We start from the raw sequence: 1,460 nt of genomic DNA on the forward strand, positions 1-1,460 counted from the left end.
CTATTTGGATACGGATTTTTTTTACGAAGGAAAGAGAGACCTCTGCGGCCTTTGATGCTTGTTCATCTGAAAATCCAAAAGCAATGATGAGGTTTTTCACAAAGTGTTCTCGTTCCTCTAGCTTAGTTTTCTTTGTGCCAATTTCAATTCCCTCTTCAATATTGAGCATTTTTTCTGTTTCTATAATTCCCATGGTGATTTTTTCTCCTGTTAGGGTTCTTACTTGTTGATCAAATTTAGTATTTAATTCTTCATCTTCAATGTGTATCATGTTCTTTAAGAAAAGAATAAATCTGGTGATGCCTTGTTGTGTATAGTTTCCATTGGCGGTTAGTTTTTCTATTATTTTTATCCTGGTGTTATGTAATTCAACTGGTGTAAGTTTTTTACTGAGGACTTCTTTTTGTGCGACCAGGACAACGAGTGCGAAGGGATTGTCGAATTGAAGGAGTTGTTCTTCTGTGTGCTGGAAAATCTGGTAGTATTTGTATTTGAAAGAAAGCTCTGTTCCCAGCATATTATATTGGTATTTGTCTGGACGTTTCTGGCCGGGTACGCCTGTAAATATGGTGTGAGAAACAATGGGGTGGTCGTAGCGGTCGGTGAGTCTATACCAGTATTTAAATACTCTGGATGGGAATTTGGGGTTGGTTTTAGTCTGGATTTCTAAATGTAACATGAAGAGTTCTTGTTTTCCGGTGCGGAGGTATATTTTGGCGAGCATGTCTGCGTTTCTTGTTCCGCCTTTTTTATTCCGGTCCGGAGATATCTCCAGCAGTTCTTTATCCATGAAGTGGATAGGCTTTTCCAGATCAAAGATCTGATCTGCGCTTTTGTACAGAAAGCGCAGCATGTCGCAGAAATAATCTTCAAATGCACTTTTGAAAAAGATGTCGTTCTTTTTCTGGATTGGTTTTTTGTTGTTCTTTTGCGCTGGCCTGTTGGTCCGTTTTTCTGCTGTCCTCATTTATGCTAATGTAGATGTGATATTTCTAAATAAAAAATAATCAAAAAACATTTCGAAAATAAATTTATTTAGGAGAATTATGGGTCGGGGTTTACCCAGGTCAGGGAGACGAAGGGAGCTGATCAAAGTAGCTCCGTTAACATTGTGTTCTTCTTATTTTATATTAGATTAGGGGGCTTAAAAATTGAATATTTATTTTCAGCTCAATAATGGAGATATGAACAGCTTAGTTAAATTTTGTGCGGGTATTGTATTGTTTATTATGGCTTATGTATTCTATCGCGAGGTTAGGGGTAAAAAACCATTAAGACCGGGTGATAACCGATTCTTTATTGAAGATGAAAATAGAATATCAGCTACTGATTATTACAGAACTTGGCGTCTGGTGATTGTCTTTGTCATCGGAGGGATAACTTTTATCGTTTATTCACTCGAATCTTAGTGTCAGCCTAGTTTCGGGGGGTGAAAATATGTTTTCTGATCGCGCTGAACC

2 protein-coding genes are annotated in these 1,460 nt (G+C 37.6%); one reads left to right on the plus strand and one right to left on the minus strand.

The features are described 5' to 3' along the window. A partial coding sequence (locus DBR11_RS19160; protein ID WP_199233889.1) for a hypothetical protein occupies positions 1 to 967 on the minus strand: 967 nt, incomplete at its 3' end. A gap of 217 nt (positions 968 to 1,184) precedes the next feature. Between DBR11_RS19160 and DBR11_RS19165 the strand changes: the two genes are divergently transcribed. Continuing rightward, on the plus strand, positions 1,185 to 1,409 hold the full coding sequence (locus DBR11_RS19165) for a hypothetical protein (protein ID WP_146186587.1): 225 nt from the start codon (positions 1,185 to 1,187) through the stop codon (positions 1,407 to 1,409). Positions 1,410 to 1,460: the final 51 nt, after the last annotated feature.

The sequence above is a fragment of the Pedobacter sp. HMWF019 genome (assembly GCF_003061025.1).
GTDB lineage: Bacteria > Bacteroidota > Bacteroidia > Sphingobacteriales > Sphingobacteriaceae > Pedobacter.